The sequence below is a fragment of the Desulfurivibrio alkaliphilus AHT 2 genome, assembly GCF_000092205.1.
GTDB lineage: Bacteria > Desulfobacterota > Desulfobulbia > Desulfobulbales > Desulfurivibrionaceae > Desulfurivibrio > Desulfurivibrio alkaliphilus.
On record NC_014216.1, the window covers coordinates 2,587,312 to 2,603,966 of the forward strand.

The window sequence follows — 16,655 nt, forward strand, 5'->3', positions numbered from 1 at the left end:
GGGGCAATGTTGTAGGCGACATAAAGTTATGGGTACCTAAAAAAAGATTAGACATCTCCAAAAAAGAGTGGTAGATAGAACTTGAAATCGACGGGTGGGTTAGCGCGCAACCCTCCGTCCCGGGTTTTTTTGCTCCCGGCAGGGTGTAAGCCAGTTGTTGATCCTGTCGGGCCCTGTTTTCCGACTCTCTTTTGGAGGTTTTGGTCATGTACCGTCTTTACTCGATGCTCGTTCCCATGTTATTGCTGGTCTTCACGGTGGCCGGGGCACCGGCGCCGGTCGCCGCGGCCGGTGAGGTCAACATCTATTCGGCCCGCCAGGAGGCGCTGATCAAACCGCTGCTGGATCGATTCACGGAACAGAGCGGGATCAAAGTTAATCTGGTGGCCGGGCGACCGGAAGCTTTGCTGCAGCGGCTGCAAAGTGAAGGGCGCAACTCCCCGGCCGATCTGCTGCTCACCGTGGATGCCGGCAACTTGAACCAGGCCATGGTGGCCGGGGTTTTTCAGCCGGTTGAATCCGCGGTATTGAATGAAGTGATTCCCGTCAACCTGCGGGATCCAGAAGGGCACTGGTTCGGGCTCTCTCAGCGGGCCCGGGTAATCATCTACGCCAAAGATCGTTTTGATCCGGCCGGCATCACTTCCTACGCCGACTTGGCCGACCCGGCCCTGGGCAACAAAATTTGCATTCGCTCCTCTGCCAACGTCTACAACCAGTCCCTGGTGGCGTCCCGTATTGCCCACTTGGGGGTGGAAGCCACCGAAGAGTGGGTGCGGGGGCTGATGGCCAATCTGGCCCGCCCCCCTCGGGGCGGCGACCGTGATCAGATCCGGGCGGTGGCCGCTGGACAATGTGATCTGGCCGTGGTAAATACCTACTACATCGGGGGAATGGCCAACGGCAGCGAGGCCGACCAAGACGCCGTGGCGGCCACCGGGTTGATCTGGCCCGACCAGGAAGGTTACGGTACGCACATCAACGTCAGCGGCGCCGGGGTTGCCAAGTATGCCCGTAACCGGGACAATGCGGTCAAGCTGCTGGAATTTTTGGTCAGCGAAGAGGCACAGAGCTGGTATGCCTCGGCCAACTACGAATTTCCGGTACGCCCCGGGGTGGAACTGAGCGACACCCTGGCCGCCTGGGGTGAATTCCGGGCCGATGATCTGGACCTGGCTCGCCTGGGCGAATACAACCCGGAGGCGGTGCGCCTGATGGACCGCGCCGGTTGGCGCTGAAAAAACTTGCAGCAGCACCGCATCTTGCGGCGATCGGCCCGGCTTGCGTACTGATGTACGCGGCGCCGGTCCGCTTGCCGCAACCTGCGGCACTGCTGAACGGTTACGTTGTAAAATAAGGGAGTGCCGGGGTGCAACAGGCAAGGTGCTTGGGGTCTGGACGGGTGCCGGTAAAACCGGTAGCGGCGGGTTCGGCGGCGGCCGGGCGCATGGACGCGCAGGAGGCCGCCGCCGCCTCGGAGGCGGGCATGGATGCCCGCCGAGCTTAGTCTGTTTTTGTCGGCAGAACTGCCGACAATGAGCCGCTACCGGTTTTATCGGCACCCACCCCTTCGCCACAACCACATATCTTCGGCTGATGGCTTTTTATACCTGCGGGTTGTACCTGTGGGTTTTTACTTTTTTTTACTGGTGGGAAAACGTTTTTGGTGCCGATGAAACACATTTTTGCTCGGTATATCGGCGGGCGGGGTGGGTCCCGTCCGCTTGATTTTTGGGGGGTGGGGGTGCCGCTGGTGGCCCTGGCGTTATCGGTGCCGGTGCTGGTGGTGCTCTCTTCCGTCTTCAAGCCCACCGGTGAGGTCTGGCGGCATCTGGCCGCCACCGTGCTGCCCGATTATGTCGGCAACACCCTGCTGCTGATGTTGGGAGTGGGGGTCGGCACCCTGCTCATCGGGGTTTCCTGTGCCTGGGTCTGCACCCTCTGCCGTTTTCCCGGCCGCCGTATTTTTCAGTGGGCCCTGCTGCTGCCCATGGCCATGCCCGCCTACATCATCGCTTACACCTACACCGGCATGCTGGACTTTGCCGGTCCCCTGCAGACTGCGCTGCGGGCCTGGTTCGACTGGGGATTCGGCGATTACTGGTTCCCCGAAATCCGCTCTTTGCCCGGGGCGATTTTGATGCTCTCCCTGGTGCTCTACCCCTATGTTTATCTGCTGGCCCGGGCCGCCTTCCTGGAGCAGTCGGTTTGCGTGCTGGAGGCCAGTCGCACTTTGGGCTGCGGCCCCTGGCGTTCCTTTTTTACCGTGGCCCTGCCCATGGCCCGGCCGGCCATCATCGCCGGTTTGACTCTGGCCCTGATGGAAACCCTGGCCGATTTCGGCACCGTCCAGTACTTCGGGGTCGATACCTTTACCACCGGCATTTTTCGCACCTGGTATGGCCTGGGCGATATCGACGCGGCCAGCCAACTGGCCGCCCTGATGATGACCTTCGTGCTGGTGCTGATCGTGCTGGAGCGCTGGTCGCGGCACCGGGCCCGCTATCACAACACCGGCCAGCGCCACCAGGACCTGCCCGGCTATCAACTGCGAGGCGGCCGGGCCCTGGCCGCTTTTGTTGTCTGCCTGCTGCCGCTCTCTTTCGGTTTTCTGCTGCCGGCGGCCCAACTCGGCGCCTGGGCCGTGGCCACCTGGGAACACAGCTTTGATGCCGATTTTCTGATCCTGATGCGCAACAGCCTGCTGCTGGCCGCCGGGGCCGCCGTGCTGACCCTGGCCCTGGCCCTGCTGCTGGCCTACGGCAAGCGACTGCGGCCCACGCCGGTGATCCGGGCCGGGGTCCAGGTGGCCAGCATGGGCTATGCCGTACCGGGGCTGGTGATTGCCATTGGGGTGATCATTCCCTTTGCCTGGCTGGACAACACCGTTGACAGTTGGATGCGGGATAACTTTAATATCTCCACCGGCCTGCTGCTCAGCGGCACCGTGGCGGCCCTGCTCTTTGCCTACGTGGCCCGCTTCATGGCCGTGGCCCTGCACGCGGTGGAAGCCGGTTTGGGCAAGGTAAAGCACTCCATGGACGATGCCGCCCGGGTCATGGGCTTGCGCCCCTTGCAGGTGCTGCGGCGGGTGCACCTGCCGGTGCTGCGGGGCAGCCTGCTCACCGCCCTGCTGCTGGTTTTTGTCGATGTCTTAAAGGAGCTGCCCGCCACCCTGGTATTACGCCCCTTTAACTTCAATACCCTGGCTGTGCGGGCCTTCGAGCTGGCCTCCGACGAGTTCCTGGCCGAGTCCAGCCTGGCCGCCCTGGCCATCGTGGCGGCGGGGATTGTGCCGGTGATCCTGCTTAGTTTAACCATTGCCAGAAGCCGCAAACAGCAAGAACGGTAACAGGTAAAGATTATGCAACTGGAAGTGAAAAATGTCCATATCTCCTACGGCGGCCCGGATATCGTCAAGGGGGTCGATCTCCAACTGGGCGGCGGGGCCATCGGTTGCCTGCTGGGGCCCAGCGGCTGCGGCAAGACCACCCTGCTAAGGGCCATCGCCGGTTTTGAGCCGGTGCGCCAAGGCAAAATCCGGCTGGGGGAGAAGCTGGTCAGCAGCCACTGCCACTTCCTGCCGCCGGAAAAACGCCGGGTGGGGATGGTCTTCCAGGACTTGGCCCTTTTTCCCCACCTTAGTGTGGCCGACAACATTGCCTTCGGGCTGCGCGGGGTGGACGCCAAAAGCCGCCGCCGCCGGGTGGCGGAGCTGCTGGTGCTGATCGGTCTCGAGGAATGCGGGCCGCTGTTCCCCCACCAGTTGTCCGGCGGCCAGCAGCAGCGGGTGGCCCTGGCCCGGGCCATGGCGCCGCGGCCGGAACTGTTGCTGCTGGATGAACCTTTTTCCAGTCTGGATATGGAGATTCGGGAAAAACTGGCCCGGGAGGTGGGCAAAATCCTCAAACAGGAAGAGTTGACCGCCCTGCTGGTCACCCATGACCAGTTCGAGGCCTTCGCCATGGCCGATGAGATCGGGGTCTTGTACGACGGCCGCCTGCAGCAGTGGGACACGGCTTACAACCTCTACCACCGGCCCAAAACCCGCTTTGTGGCCGACTTCATCGGTGAAGGAGTGCTGCTGCCCGGCGAGGTGAAGGCCGACGGCAAGGTGGAGACCGGCCTTGGCCTGTTGCAGGGGATCGGCAGCGGCACCGAGGAAAAAATGGCCCCAGGCAGCCGGGTCAGTGTCCTGGTCCGGCCCGAGGATGTGATTCACGATGATGCCAGCCCGGTCAAGGCCGAGGTGCTGCGCCGTGATTTTCGCGGCGCCAATATCCTCTACACCCTGCGCCTTAACAGCGGCCACCCGGTCCAGGCCCTGGTGCCCAGCCACTGTTCCCACGCCACCGGCGAGATGATCGGCATCCACGCCGATGTCCGCCACCTGGTGCTCTTTCCCGAATAACCGCCGACCACGGCAAAGGGCTTAGGAAAACCATTGTCCGCGAAGAAGACGGAAAATTCACCGCCACCCAAGCAGCATGGCCTGGTTTTTCTGCCGGGGTGGGGGTTTGATGGCCGGGTGTTCAGCCTGCGCGACGATGAGCCGCTTTCCTGTCCGTCTCCCTCGGGGTTGCTTGATCCTGTCGAGTTGCCGATGGAGTTTGGCGGCTGGCTGGATCGACAGGGCTTTGAGCAGTGTGAGATTATCGGCTGGTCGTTGGGGGGGCGGTGTGCTCTGGAGCTTGCCCGGCGGTTTCCCGAGCGGGTAAGTGCCGTCCATCTGCTGGCGGTACGTGCCGCCTGGCCGGCCGATGAGATTGACGCCATTCGCCGAGAGCTGGCCCGGCAGCCGGTGGATTTTCTGCGCTCTTTCTACCGCAAATGTTTTCTGGGCTACAAGGAAGCCTACCGGTGCTTTCAGCAAATGTTGGAAGAAAAGTGCCTGGAACAGGCCCGCCGGGCCCCGGAGGTGTTGGAGCGGGGGCTGGAGTTGTTGGCCGCACCCATGCCCGAAGCCGCTGAACTGCCCGCCGGTTGCCGGGTTTATTGCCTGCACGGCCGGCGGGACGTGATTGCCCCGGTGGAGCAGCGACTGCACTGGCCCGGCGCCACCAGCCGGGTCCTGGAGCACGGCGGCCACGCCCTGTTCCTTGATTACTACCCGGCAGCCGGGCCGCATATTCCGGCAAGCAGCCAGGCGATGATCCGTCGCCGCTTCAGCCGGGCCGCCGCCACCTACGACGCCAATGCCGAGATCCAGGGGCAAACTTTGGAACTGTTGGCCGGCCGGCTGCCGCCGGACCAGGAGGTGAAGTCGGTGCTGGAACTTGGTTGCGGCACCGGTAACTGGACCCGGCGGCTGCTCGATGGTTTGCCTCGGGCCCATATTACCGCCCTTGATTTCTCCGAGGAGATGCTGCGGCAAGCCCGGGAGAAATGCCCTCCCTCGCCCCGCCTGGAACTGCTGTGCCGGGAGGGGGAGGATTTTCTCGCCGCCAACCGGCAGTTATTCGACCTGATCACCGCCAATGCCACCCTGCAGTGGTTTGCCGACCTGCCCCGTTCCCTGGCCATGATCCGGGAGGCCCTGACGCCCGGCGGCCGTTTGCTGACCACCATTTTCGGCGGTCAGTCCCTGCGTGAGCTGGATGCCGGCCTGCAGGCGGTAACCGGCGGCGAAATCAGGGCGGCGGCCCGCGATTTTGTTGATTACCCAGCCTTGCAGAGCATGGTGACGGCCCTGTTTCCCGCCGCCATCGTCGAGGAATATTTTTTAAGTCGCCGTTTCAACGACCTCGGTGAACTGTTGCGCCACTTCCGCTACACCGGCACCGGCGGCCCCGGCCGCCCCGCCGCCTTTACCCCCCGGCACTACCGGGAACTGAGCCGCTGGTTTGCCGACCAGCCCCACGGTTTTCAGATCAGCTTCCAGGTCTTTCTGGTGCAGGCCGGCAAGGAATAGGCCTGATCGCTTACACGTAATCCACCACGGAGCCAAAGCATGGCAGATAAAAATAAAGTGATCTTTGTCGGCGCCACCGACACCGGCGTCGGTAAAACCTTGATCAGCGCTCTGCTGGTGGATTTTCTCCGCCGCCGGGGTCTGGACGCCGGTTACCAGAAATGGGCCGCCACCGGCTGCGAAGAAGGCTTGCCTGAAGACCTGGCTACGGTGCTGGCCATGGCCGGAGAAGGCCGCCGAACTGGCGGTGCGGTCTTAGCTGGGAGGGGGCCCCAAAGCCCGGTGCAACAACCAATTACTTTGCCCGATTCCGAGCTGGAACTGGCGGTGCCGTACCGCTTTCGCCTGCCCGCCTCACCCCACCTGGCGGCGGAGCAGGAAGGCCGGGAGATTGAGCCCGCCCGCCTTCTGTCCCTGTTTGAGCAGGCCCGGGCGGCCCATGAAGTGCTGGTGGTGGAAGGGGTGGGGGGGATGCTGGTGCCGCTCACCCGGCAACTGCTGCTCATCGACCTGGTGGCCCAACTCAAGCTGCCCACTCTGCTGGTGGCCCGCAGCGGCCTGGGCACCATCAACCACAGCCTGCTGAGCCTGGAGGCCATGCGCCACCGGCAAATTCCCGTTCCGGGCCTGGTGTTCAGCGACGAGGAGGAAAATCCGCCGGAGATCATCGTCAACGACAACCCGCGCACCATCGCCGAGTTTGGCCAGACCACCATCTTCGGGCGCCTGCCCCGCTGCCTCGACCAGGCCGCCGCCCGCGCCGCCTTCAGCCCCATCGGGGAGGCGATTTTTAAGCACTTAACTCTGTGATGGTTCGTTCAACAGATGGTTTTCCCCAAATCCTTGCAGCGCTCGGCAGCGCCATCCCCCAGATCAATAGTAATACCAGATGGATTCGTAATCCGAGATGCTTTCGCCGATGTTTTTCAGCCGTTTCAGGTAATCGAGGATCGGCACGTCTTCGTTGATGTAGCTTGAGGTGTGTTGGGAGACCTTCTTTTCCCAGGAAAGAAACTCGTAGACCCGGGCGCCGTTGGGCTTGATGGCCAGCAGGTTGCGGTATTCCCGGGCCCGCAGGTAGCTCTTGCCCTGGCGCGGCACGTTGAATACCGCCTCGTCGGTGCGGCCCAGGCCGGGCAGCAGCCGGGCCTCTTCTTCCTGCTCCTGGATCAGCCGGGCGATGGGCACCCGGTAGCCGATGGTTTCGTCCTTCCCCTTGGTGTTGAAGGTGTAGTATGGGTCGATGCCGCTTAAGCGCAGCTGGCGGCGCAGGCAGGCCGCCTCGAAACGGCGGGAGATGAAAAAGGTGTAAACCAGCTGATTGTAAACCGGAATCCCAAGCTGCCGCAGGCGGTTTACCGCCTCCACCATTTCCGGGGTGATTTCGTAGGGGTGCTGGACATGGGTCATCACCGCCACCTCGCGGCGGCCGGGGCGGTGATGGCGGGCGATCAGCCCCGCCAGGCCCTCGGTGAAGCGCATGGGCATGGTGACCAGGGTTCGGGTGCCGAGCCGGATCCGCTCCACGGTGGGGATCGCCGCCACCCGCTCAATGATTTCCGCCAGGGTTTCGTTGCCCATGGCCAGGGGGTCGCCGCCGGTGATCAGCACTTCGTGGATGGCCGGGTGGTCGTGGATCCAGTCGATGGCCTCCTTGATCTTCTCCATGCCGGCAAAGGCCCCGGGGGCCATGACCTCGTCGATCTCCCAGTTGCGCTGGCAGTAGACGCAGATCTGGGGGCAGGTGTTGTAGGGCTTCAGGATGCAGATGGCGGGGTAGCGGCGGGTGATCAGGTCAAAGGGCGAGGTATCCTCTTCGCCCATGAAATCCAGGCAGGAGGGGTCTTTGACCGCCAGCACCCCCTGGACATAATTCATGGGGGGCAGCACCTGGGCCCGGATTGAGGCGTCGCGGCCGCCCAACTCGTCATCCATCAGGCTCAGGTAATAGGGGGTGATGCCGAACGGCAGCTTGTGCTTGCGGGCCAGCGCCACCGCCTCCCGTTCACTGTCGCTGAGTTTTACCAGCTTTTCAAGGGTCTCCAGTTCCCGCACGATATGGCGGATCTGCCAGCGCCAGTCATGCCAGGCATCCAGGTCGGCCCCCAGCTCCTTGATGATTCGCTCCCGTCGGGCCTGTCGCCGGGCCACCGCCTGCTCGGCCAGCCCCAGGGGGTAGGATTCCATGTAACGGTCCACCTCGCTCCAGAGATCGTCCAACTGGCGGGAGCGAATACGGGCGGCGGGTCGGCCGCTGGCCTTAACGGGGGTAAGGTGGATGGAATCCAGCGCCCGGCGCGGTCCTTGACCCTCCAAGCCTTTGCAGAGATAAAAAAACTCGGCGTAAAAGGCCGGGGTCAACTCCGGCCGGGGCTGATGGCGGGCGATGTCCCACAGGGCCTCGGCCACGCTGAAACCCGCCGCCGCCTCCGAGTCCGGCTTGAGCATCGAGCGCAAAACCGCGACGCAGTCCCGAATCCGGGTTTGGATGCCGGCGTCCTGCTCGATCTCCCCGCCGCCGCTGCGGGCCTCCAGCCGGTCGGCCAGTTGCAGCAGGCGTCCCCGGGCCCCTTCCAGGTCCTGGGCTTCCCGCACCACGGCAAAAAAATAGGGGTTGGTCTTGAGCAGGTATTTGGCGGTGAAGATGCTGGGCTCCATGGCAACTAAGCGTAGCGGTTCCGGTGGTAACAGTCAAGCCTGCCGATTGGTCGCTGCCCGCGGGTAACCGTTCACCAGGGGTACTAACTTACCGGTCTAACGGGCCGTAATCGTTCAGCAGTGCCGCAGATTCGGGTAAGCAGCCAGGTGCAGCGTACACCGGGTACTCAAGCCTGGCTGATCGCCCGAAGATGCGGTGCTGCTGAACGATTACGCCCGCGGTCAGCTCCGGTTTTCCGGTACGCCCAGTTTTTTGAGGATGATTCCCAGGGGGCAGAACTTGCTGAAGCCGTACTGAAAGAGGTTGGCGCCGACAAAGGCGGGCAGGAAATACCAGTAGGGGTGTACCCAGGTGCCCAGGGCCAGGCCGACCAGGATAAAGGTGCCGGCAAAGACGTGAATCCAGTCGTTGACTATCATGTGGTTGGTCTCCTTATGTAAAGATTAGGTAATCGTTCAGCAGCGCCGCAGATTCGGGCAAGCAGCCAGGCGCCGCGTACACCCGGTACTCAAGCCTGGCTGATCGCCCGAAGGTGCGGTGCTGCTGAACGATTACAAGATTAGAAAGTGCGGCGCAGGCCTAAGTAGACGTTGCTGTTGTCCTCAAACTGCCCCCAGAAGGTATGGTCCCGGCTGCCGCGGAACAGGTTGGCGCCGGCCTCCACCGCCAACTGGTCGCTGATCTTGTAATTGGCCTTGGGGCGCAGGTGGCCGTCCTGGTCCGATGGCGACCAGTAAACAAAAAGTGACAGGGTCAGGTTCTGTTGCAGCAGCAGCCGGGTCAGCCGCAGGGTCAGCAGGTGACGGTTATGGTCCGCCGCCGGGGCGCCGGGAGGCAGGGAAGCCAGGTAATTGTTGTACTGCACCTTGCGTTCCAGGTAATACTGGAGGCCGGCGGTCAGATCCCGGGCCAGCTCCCGCTCGTGGCCGGCCAGCAGCCGCCATTCGCTGTTGCGGATCAGGGGATCGCGGCCGGAGGTGTCATCCAGCGAGTGGTAATAACCCACTTCCAGGTTGCTGATCCCGCCCAGCAACGGCCCGCGGACACTGGCCCCGTAAACCCCCAGCCGGGGGTAGATCAGGCGGCCGGAGTCCGGGTCCATCCCTTCCGGGGTGCTCCAGAAACCGTAGTAGCCATACAGGGCGTACTCGATGCTGCCTTGCTGGCGATAAAGGCGCAGGGCGGTTTCGCTGTCCCGGAAGACCCGGTTGCGGCTTTTGTCTCGGGCGATCTGGTCGCGCCCGGCAATCCTCTGCTGGCCGCCATGCCAATAGGAGAGCCGGGAGCCGTCGATATAATTGGAGTGAGTGACCAGTGGCACATAAACCAGGTCCAGGTTCACCGGCCCGGCAAAGATTCCCAGCCGCACGGCATCCGAGGCCTTTTTTAAATACTCATCGTCCCGGCCGATGAAAAATGATTCCCAGTCCTTGGCAAAGACATCGTTGATGAAGAGCAGGTCACCGGTACCCCAGGTCAGTACCTGGCGGCCCAGGCGGACATCGAGATCGGGATGGGGTGAGAAGTCGTAGTTGGCCTCCCGCAGTTCAAAGCGCAACTCTTCCATCACCCCGTCGGCCAGCAGGTCGGTTTTCAGCCGTAACTCACCGTCACCCAGCCAGCGGCTGAAATCAAGCTGCAACCTGGCCTCGCCGATGGAGGCGTCCCGCTGATCCTCTTCCCGGTCCAGCCGCAGCCCGCCCCGGGCTTCGATAAAGCCGTGCAGGTCGGTATCAAAACGGTCGAAAAAATAATCCTGCACCCCGGCAATCCCGCCGGCCGCCGGCAGCGGCAGCAGCAGGAAGGCAGCCAAGAGCGCCGGCATGAAACGTTTAGACAGAGAAATCATGTGTTTTCCCGATAGGTTGCTGATTGTTTACCAAAGCCGATTGCCAGCCGGCAAACTTCAAGCTGAAATTCCGGGTTTGAGCAGATAACCAACCCAATGCTTCGATTTCACAAATAAAACACCCCTTGCTTTTTGATGTATTGAAAATCGCTAAAAACTCAACAAAATCAAAAAGAAGAGACAATAAGGTAAAATATCACGGGGAACCAAGAACAGCAAGTAGTAAGGCGACTGAACAGCAAAGTCGATCTGTTCTTTGCAAGCTGCTCCCTCGGAAATCTGCTCAACCAGGCGTGGAACTGCAAGTTGTGGAGCGCTTTAGCGGTGAACCGTGCCGGGCTATCTTCTCGGAGTTCCGGGAAACGGAAAGCCGCCACCACCAGGAAGTTTGTCCTGACAACCGTTGATCCGGCATATTATGACCTCGTTTATTGGTTGACACCTGAGTGCGCTTTTGCTGCAATCAATGCTATCGGCAACCTTTGGATCAGTAAAGAGGTGGAAGCACAACTGCGGCATTTTTTCAGGCCATGCCCAGGAAGATCCCGTTGCTTATTTTCGGGTCATTAAACACCGCATGGATAAAAAACATGAACAAGCAACGATCCCAACTGAAGGCTCTCGGAGGCTGGCTGCTAATGGCGGTCTTCGCTTTGTGGCTGCTGGCCGGTCCTTGTGTGGCCGCCGATGTGCCCTATGTCCCTACTCCCCAGGAAACGGTGATCGAAATGCTGACCATGGCCGGGGTAGGGGAAGGCGATGTGGTTTATGACCTTGGTAGCGGTGACGGCCGCATCGTCATTACCGCCGCCACAATGGGCGCCAGCGGAGTCGGCATCGAAATCGATCCCGAGCTGATCCGGGCAAGCAAGGTGAATGCGAAGGCCGCCGGGGTTGCCGACCGGGTGGTGTTCATTGAACAGGATCTGTTTGATGCCAGAATCGGAGACGCCACAGTGGTCACCTTGTATCTGCTGCCCGAGATCAATCTCCGGTTGCGGCCCAGGCTGTTGGAGGTATTGCAGCCGGGGACCCGGGTGGTATCCCATGCTTTCAGCATGGGAGAATGGCAGCCCGATCTGCAGAGCGAAAAGGGGCGCCCCATTTACTTCTGGATTATTCCGGCGAACGTGACCGGCACCTGGCGGTGGTCCGGGGCGGACGGCCGCAGTTACGTCATGGAAATAAACCAGAATTTCCAAACAGTAAGTGGAGCAATCAGCACCGGGCAAACCACCATCGCCCTCTTCAACGGCAAGGTGGCGGGAGATCAGGTTACGATCACCGCAAAACGCAGGCTGGATGGAATCAGCCAGGCGGTGACCTATCGAGGGCGCGTCGTCGGTGGGGTTATAGCCGGCCGCGAGGAGCGGAGCGAGGGCAGTTTCCCCTGGGAGGCCAGGCGGGACGAGGGCACGCAAAGAACCCTCGATGGCGACAGCCTGACGCTAAAGAATCGAAAAAATAAGTCGGACGCCGAAAAACAACCACCAAGGTAATGAAAAACATGTCCAGGATTATCGCTGTCGTACTTATCCTCGCCGCCACCGGGATCTCGCTGTTCTGGTATAATCAGGCCGGCAAAAGGGTATCCAACCTGGCGGGAACTGTTCCCGCAGAGTTGACGGAAAAAATGGTCGATCAGGACTTTGCCGTGCTCGCTGCCAACCTGGAAATTCCCTGGAGCCTGGATTTCTTGCCGGACGGCCGAATCCTGGTGACGGAAAGACCGGGGCGGGTCAGGCTCGTCACGCCCCGGGAGGGACTGCTACCGGAAGCGGTTCTGGTCGTGGAGGAGGTTCTCCATCGGGGAGAGGGAGGGCTGCTCGGGCTGGCCGTTCATCCCGAATTTGAGCGAACTCGTCGGGTCTTTCTCTACTACACTTATCTTGAGGGCCAAAATCCGGCTAACAAGGTGGTCGCCTATACCTTCACCAATCAGGTTATGTCCGATCCGCAAACGATCCTGGACCGGATCCCCGGCGCCCGGACCCACAACGGCGGCCGCATCAAATTTGGCCCCGACGCCAAGCTCTATATTACCACCGGGGACGCGGAAAGGCCTCAGGCCTCCCAGGATCCCGCCTCTCTGGCGGGCAAGATCCTGCGGGTGCGTGATGATGGCTCCATTCCCGAGGACAATCCTTTTGCCGGCTCACCGGTCTATTCCTACGGCCATCGTAACCCCCAGGGGTTGGCCTGGGATGAGGACGGCCGCCTCTGGGCCACTGAACACGGTCCCATCGGACGGGATGAGATCAATCTGATCCAGCCGGGGAAAAACTATGGCTGGCCCGTCATCAGGGGTGATGAAGAGGCGGCCGGCATGGTTACACCGGTGCTCCACAGCGGCCGGGAAACCTGGGCCCCGTCGGGAGCCGATGTGCTTGGTGATTCGATGTACTTCGCGGGTTTGCGGGGCAGAACCCTTTATCAGTTCAATCTCAGCCGGGATAATCCGGTGCTGACCGCCCACCTAACCGGCGATTTTGGCAGGCTGCGGGATGTGGTTGCGGGCCCGGAAGGATTCCTGTATCTCCTCACCAGCAATCGGGACGGCAGGGGGCTTGCCGGATCGGACGACGATCTTCTGCTGGTGATCAATACGCGGCGATTTTAGTTTGTCGCTCCAACCATGAACCGGCCAAGGCTGAGGTCCTGCCTAAAAATGCAGTGCGGCCGGACGCTTACCGGCGCACTTCCCGTGGCGGCCGCCGCAGGAAACGCTCGGTGAACAGGGACTCGTCCAGGCCGATGTCGTAGCGCACGTTGGCAAACGCCATCACCGTTTCACCGCCTCCCTCCAGGTCTCTTACCCGGGATTTCACCACGGTGGGAAAGCCGTCGATCTCTTCGATCTCCAAGGCCTCCACCACCCGGTAGATGTTGTCGCTGCGGTCATGGTATTCCGCCTTGATCGGCAGGAAACTTTCCTTGTCGATCCACACCCGGTAGCGGGAGAACTCCACCGTCGCCGGATCGAGGGGGGTGACATCCAGGATGTAATGTTCCGCGGTTTCTTCCGCCAGCTCGTGGCGGTCTTCGGTGGGAGCCCGGCCGGAGACGTCCTCGTAGAGGAAGTGGGAGCCGGCGAAGCTGCTGCGCTTGTCGGCGGCGGCAATTCGGCGCACCAGGTCGAGATCGGGCAGAAAGAGCCAGCGGTCGTCGTCGCGGTCCAGGTATTTGTGGACCATGAAGACCATGCGGCGGACATCGGCGGGCCGCTCGAAGTAGACGTAGTAGAGCTGGCGCCCCCCTTCTTCCAAGTTAAGCCGCAGGATCACGAACTGCCGTTGCCGTTCCCGGCCCTGGGCGTCGGTGATGGTCATCTGCACCTCGGAGCGGCCGTCGCTGCCGGCATAATAGGAAGCCAGGTTGGCCCGCTCGACGATTTCCTCCACTGGCATGGCCAGGGCCGGGCCGGCCCAGCCGAACAACAGCAGCAGCAAAGCCAGGCTACAAAGCCTGAAAATTCGTAAAGTCATGGTTCACCTCTTGAAAAGTTGTTTGGTAAGCAGTTTTACCGCCGCCGGCAGCATGTACATGGTGGCCAGGCCGGAAACCGCCATGATCGCCGCCAGGAAAAAGCCCACCGTTTTGTAAGGCACCAGGGGGGCGGCCAGCAGCGGCATAAAGCCCACCGACACCACGATGGCGTTGCGGCTGATGGCCCTGGCCGGTTCGGCAAAAACATCCCGGCGGGCCTTTTCCCACAGGGTTTCCGGAGTGGCGGCGGGTGCTGTTTTCGCGGCCGGGGTTGCCGAGACCGGGGTTGCCTCCGCCAGGGCTGCGGCCTCCTGCTGCCGGCGCCGGTAGGCCTGGCGCGAGCGCTGCAGGAAGTGAATGGCGAAGTCCACCGCCAGGCCCAGGGTCAGGGAGGAGAGCACCGCCACCGGCATATCATAGTCCTTGCCGATGAATCCGATCAAGCCGTAAATAAAGGCCACGGTCACGGTAATGGGCACCATGGCCAGCATCCCCCAGAGCGGGGAACGAAAAAGCAGGGTCATCATCAGAAAGATAACCACGAAGCTGCCCAGGAAGGCCCAGAGCATGCCGTAGACCATTTTGTCCTGCCAGATCACGTTGATGTAAGTGTTGCCGGCCCAGGCGTGGTGCAGCTCCACCGGCGGCGGATTGGCGGCCAGGAACTCCTCCAGGTCGGCCAGGGTCTGTTCCATCACCTTGTTGTCGCCATCCCGCAGTTGCAGCCAGACGTTGGCGCGGCGGAAGTCGGGGGTGACCAGGTGCCAGAGATCATCGGGCCGGTGGCTGTTTTGAAAAGCCATCAGGGTTTGCGCGACCCCGGCGGCGCTTTCCGGCAGGCGGTAATCTTCCGGCTCACCGCCCAGCAGTTCCTGGTAGATCTTGCGGACCAGGCTGGTAAGCGAGTTGCTCTTGCCCACCGTACCGGCGGCACTCAGGTGCTCCTCAAGCTCAACCAGCCAGGCCAGCACCTCCGGTTGCTTGAAAATTTCTCCCCGGCCCTGCATTTCTCCCAATCGGTCCAGGGCATCGAGCCAGAAATCGTAATTTTCGTCATCCTCGGCGGCAAACAGGCGATCTTCCCATTTGTCTTCCAGGCGGCGGAAAAACTCGTCCACATCACTCACTACCTTGGCCAGGTTTTCCGCTTCATAGCGTGCTTGCAGGGTCCACCACTCGGGGGGGTCAAGGACGGTATCGCAGGGCACCCGGCTGGGGTGGGCATAGTCTTCCCACATGGCCTCCCACAGCTCGGTGGCCAGGGTCGCCGGTTCCGGCACCGCCTGCTCGGTTGCCTCCAGCACCAGGTAGGCCTCGTAGGTGCCGGCGAAATGGTGGTTGAGCACCCGGTCGGCTTCGCGGATGGAGTGTTTTTCGGTGAACCATTTAACGGGGTTGTCGTTAACCTGGATCAGGCTGATTCCCCAGGCCGCCAGCCCCAAGGCCAGGAAACTTAGGCCGATGATGAGCCGGGCCCGCCGGTAGGTAAAATTCCCCATCCAGCCCAAATGGCGATCCAGCAACGATTTGCCGGCCGGCTCGGCCTCTCCCCCTTGGGCCGGCGGGGCGGCCAGATCAGCCAGCCGGGCCGGTTTCAGCAACATGATGTAGGCGGGCACCAGCAGGATGGTGGTCAGCCAGGCGATGAGGATGCCGATGGCCACAAAAAGCCCGAATACCTGGACCGGGGGGATGGGGGTCAGGGCCAGGGAGGCAAAGCCCACCGCCGAGGTCAGGGAGGTGAAAATCATGGGGACGAACAGTTCGTCCATCACCTCTTTCAGGGTCTGCTCCCGGTCCCGGATCTGCGGATACTTGTCGAAAAAGACCGAAAGAATATGGATGCTGTTGACCACCGCGATGGGCATCAGAAAAATGGGGATCATGGAGCTCATGATATGCACCGTGTGGCCGGTGCCGATGAGCAGCCCCATGGTGCTGATCACCGCCAGCAGGGCCACGATCATGGGGGCTATGACCATGCTGAACTTGCGAAAAAAGAAAAGCATCAGCAGGAAGATGGCCAGCATGGCCAGGGGGGCGGAGATGGCCATTTGCATGAACATCTCCACCCCGAAGGTCTCTTCGGCCACCGGCAGCCCGGTGATATGGTAGCTTTCCGGGACGGCCCCGAACTGGTCGATTTTATCAAGCAGGGCGCGACGCACTTCAAAGGCGTAATCCTTGGTGCTCAGCGGCAGGAAGATGGCCAGCGCCTGGCCGTCTTCCGAGACCAGGGTACCCCGGAGCATGGGGTTGTCCAGGGCGCGATCCCGAATAGCCAGGGCCTCTTCCCTGGTGCCGGGGGCAGAGGGCATCAACCATTCAAAGCGGATCTGGCCTGGGCCGTCTTGGCGGATGGAATCCACCACATCGGGTGCCAGCACGTAGCGCGTGACCACCCGGTGCTCCGGATGGTCGGGGTCGCGTAAATCCTGGGCAAAACGGGAAAGCTCCAGCACCCGGCTTAAAATTTCCGGGGTGAAGACCCCGTCGGGATGGTCCTCGTTGACAATCCCCAGCACCACCATGTCATGCAGGGTAAATTCCTCTTTGACTTGGTTGTGGAACAGGCGTACCGGCTCGTCGGCGGCCAGCATGTTTTCCGGGTTGGTGTCCACCGTGATGCGGGGCAGCATGGTGGCCAGCCCCAGGGCAAAAAGCACCAGCAGGGTGATGGTCAGGCGCGGGCGGTTAAGGGCGGGAATAATCCATCGACTTCCGGTCATGGCTATGTCCTGGGCGCTGGT

Annotated in this window: 12 protein-coding genes; 7 read left to right on the forward strand and 5 right to left on the reverse strand. The window is 61.8% G+C overall.

Annotated features, from left to right (window positions below; translation table 11 throughout):
• Positions 1–206: 206 nt before the first annotated feature.
• The 5 genes from DAAHT2_RS11285 to bioD all read left to right on the forward strand — a co-directional run bounded on the left by DAAHT2_RS11285 (position 207) and on the right by bioD (position 6,721).
• Positions 207–1,238: a Fe(3+) ABC transporter substrate-binding protein gene (locus tag DAAHT2_RS11285; protein ID WP_013164403.1), complete on the forward strand. Its 1,032-nt coding sequence runs from the start codon at positions 207–209 to the stop codon at positions 1,236–1,238.
• 434 nt (positions 1,239–1,672) lie between these two features.
• Positions 1,673–3,352, forward strand: a complete 1,680-nt coding sequence (locus DAAHT2_RS11290; RefSeq protein ID WP_013164404.1) for an ABC transporter permease — start codon at positions 1,673–1,675, stop codon at positions 3,350–3,352.
• A gap of 12 nt (positions 3,353–3,364) precedes the next feature.
• Positions 3,365–4,411, forward strand: a complete 1,047-nt coding sequence (locus DAAHT2_RS11295; protein WP_013164405.1) for an ABC transporter ATP-binding protein — start codon at positions 3,365–3,367, stop codon at positions 4,409–4,411.
• A 33-nt stretch (positions 4,412–4,444) separates the two neighbouring features.
• A complete protein-coding gene (locus DAAHT2_RS14040; RefSeq protein ID WP_013164406.1) occupies positions 4,445–5,911 on the forward strand; it encodes an alpha/beta fold hydrolase in 1,467 nt (488 codons plus the stop codon).
• Between the two features lie 39 nt (positions 5,912–5,950).
• Positions 5,951–6,721, forward strand: coding sequence for a dethiobiotin synthase (gene bioD, locus DAAHT2_RS11305; protein ID WP_013164407.1), 771 nt, complete (start codon positions 5,951–5,953; stop codon positions 6,719–6,721).
• A gap of 63 nt (positions 6,722–6,784) precedes the next feature.
• On the opposite strand, the gene DAAHT2_RS11310 is transcribed toward bioD, so the two are convergent.
• The 3 genes from DAAHT2_RS11310 to DAAHT2_RS11320 form a co-directional block, all read right to left on the reverse strand.
• Positions 6,785–8,569: a KamA family radical SAM protein gene (locus DAAHT2_RS11310; RefSeq protein WP_013164408.1), complete on the reverse strand. Its 1,785-nt coding sequence runs from the start codon at positions 8,567–8,569 to the stop codon at positions 6,785–6,787.
• A gap of 222 nt (positions 8,570–8,791) precedes the next feature.
• Positions 8,792–8,989 (reverse strand): YgaP family membrane protein, encoded by a 198-nt coding sequence (locus DAAHT2_RS11315; protein ID WP_013164409.1) that lies wholly within the window; start codon positions 8,987–8,989, stop codon positions 8,792–8,794.
• Between the two features lie 140 nt (positions 8,990–9,129).
• Positions 9,130–10,419: a hypothetical protein gene (locus tag DAAHT2_RS11320; protein WP_013164410.1), complete on the reverse strand. Its 1,290-nt coding sequence runs from the start codon at positions 10,417–10,419 to the stop codon at positions 9,130–9,132.
• Between the two features lie 590 nt (positions 10,420–11,009).
• On the opposite strand from DAAHT2_RS11320, the gene DAAHT2_RS11325 reads away from it, so the two are divergent.
• Both DAAHT2_RS11325 and DAAHT2_RS11330 read left to right on the forward strand, forming a co-directional pair.
• A complete protein-coding gene (locus DAAHT2_RS11325) occupies positions 11,010–11,918 on the forward strand; it encodes a 50S ribosomal protein L11 methyltransferase (protein ID WP_157861474.1) in 909 nt (302 codons plus the stop codon).
• 8 nt (positions 11,919–11,926) lie between these two features.
• A complete protein-coding gene (locus DAAHT2_RS11330) occupies positions 11,927–13,039 on the forward strand; it encodes a PQQ-dependent sugar dehydrogenase (protein WP_218915012.1) in 1,113 nt (370 codons plus the stop codon).
• A gap of 67 nt (positions 13,040–13,106) precedes the next feature.
• On the opposite strand, the gene DAAHT2_RS11335 is transcribed toward DAAHT2_RS11330, so the two are convergent.
• Together DAAHT2_RS11335 and DAAHT2_RS11340 are read right to left on the reverse strand one after the other, a co-directional pair.
• A complete protein-coding gene (locus DAAHT2_RS11335) occupies positions 13,107–13,904 on the reverse strand; it encodes an outer membrane lipoprotein-sorting protein (protein ID WP_013164413.1) in 798 nt (265 codons plus the stop codon).
• 3 nt (positions 13,905–13,907) lie between these two features.
• A complete protein-coding gene (locus DAAHT2_RS11340; RefSeq protein ID WP_013164414.1) occupies positions 13,908–16,634 on the reverse strand; it encodes an efflux RND transporter permease subunit in 2,727 nt (908 codons plus the stop codon).
• Positions 16,635–16,655 lie beyond the last annotated feature (21 nt).

Excerpts from the sequence above, each read along its gene's own strand:
- DAAHT2_RS11285 (WP_013164403.1), top strand. The coding sequence starts at position 207 with ATGTACCGTCTTTACTCGATGCTCGTTCCCATGTTATTGCTGGTCTTC.
- DAAHT2_RS11290 (WP_013164404.1), top strand. The coding sequence starts at position 1,673 with ATGAAACACATTTTTGCTCGGTATATCGGCGGGCGGGGTGGGTCCCGT.
- DAAHT2_RS11295 (WP_013164405.1), top strand. The coding sequence starts at position 3,365 with ATGCAACTGGAAGTGAAAAATGTCCATATCTCCTACGGCGGCCCGGAT.
- bioD (WP_013164407.1), top strand. The coding sequence starts at position 5,951 with ATGGCAGATAAAAATAAAGTGATCTTTGTCGGCGCCACCGACACCGGC.
- DAAHT2_RS11310 (WP_013164408.1), bottom strand. The coding sequence starts at position 8,569 with ATGGAGCCCAGCATCTTCACCGCCAAATACCTGCTCAAGACCAACCCC.
- DAAHT2_RS11315 (WP_013164409.1), bottom strand. The coding sequence starts at position 8,989 with ATGATAGTCAACGACTGGATTCACGTCTTTGCCGGCACCTTTATCCTG.
- DAAHT2_RS11320 (WP_013164410.1), bottom strand. The coding sequence starts at position 10,419 with ATGATTTCTCTGTCTAAACGTTTCATGCCGGCGCTCTTGGCTGCCTTC.
- DAAHT2_RS11325 (WP_157861474.1), top strand. The coding sequence starts at position 11,010 with ATGAACAAGCAACGATCCCAACTGAAGGCTCTCGGAGGCTGGCTGCTA.
- DAAHT2_RS11330 (WP_218915012.1), top strand. The coding sequence starts at position 11,927 with ATGTCCAGGATTATCGCTGTCGTACTTATCCTCGCCGCCACCGGGATC.
- DAAHT2_RS11335 (WP_013164413.1), bottom strand. The coding sequence starts at position 13,904 with ATGACTTTACGAATTTTCAGGCTTTGTAGCCTGGCTTTGCTGCTGCTG.
- DAAHT2_RS11340 (WP_013164414.1), bottom strand. The coding sequence starts at position 16,634 with ATGACCGGAAGTCGATGGATTATTCCCGCCCTTAACCGCCCGCGCCTG.